Raw genomic sequence first — 570 nt, 5'->3', positions numbered from 1 at the left:
TCTTCGCGGCCCGCGTGGACGGCCGTTGTCTCCAGCTGCATGAGCAGCAGCGTCGAAGATCGGGCGGTTCGCCAGCAAGCGATCCGGCTAGAATTCGGCGGATGATGCCGAACGCGCGCTTGGATTCGGTCGACCTCGACATCCTGCGAGTGCTCCAGAACGACGCACGGACCTCCAACAAGGAGCTGGCCGCCGCCGTCGGGGTCGCGCCGTCCACCTGCCTTGACCGGGTGAACCGGTTGCGCGAGGCGGGCGTGATCCTCGGCCAGGACCTCCGCGTCGACGCCGCCAAGCTCGGCAGGCCCCTGGAGGCGTTCCTCTCCGTCCGCGTCCAGCCCCACCGTCGCCCGCTCGTCGACCCGTTCGTGGAACACGTTCTGGCGCAACCGGAAACGCGCGCGCTCTACCACCTGACCGGCCCCGACGACTTCCTCGTGCACGTCGCCGCCCGCAGCGCCGCCGACCTCCAGCGCCTCGTGCTCGACGAGTTCACCGCGCGCACCGAGGTCGCGCTCGTGCACACCAACCTGATCTTCCAGCACTGGCGCGGCGGCCCCCTCCTCCCCTGAC

The 570-nt window shown here is 70.2% G+C and carries 1 protein-coding gene; it reads left to right on the top strand.

The genetic code is table 11. The features are described from left to right. Positions 1-101 precede the first annotated feature (101 nt). Positions 102-569, top strand: a complete 468-nt coding sequence (locus CCN37_RS38355) for an Lrp/AsnC family transcriptional regulator (protein ID WP_086830268.1) — start codon at positions 102-104, stop codon at positions 567-569. The last annotated feature ends 1 nt before the right edge of the window (position 570 follow it).

It is taken from the genome of Allokutzneria sp. NRRL B-24872, assembly GCF_002155965.1.
Lineage (GTDB): Bacteria > Actinomycetota > Actinomycetes > Mycobacteriales > Pseudonocardiaceae > Allokutzneria.
This window is presented reverse-complemented; position numbering and strand designations above follow the sequence as displayed.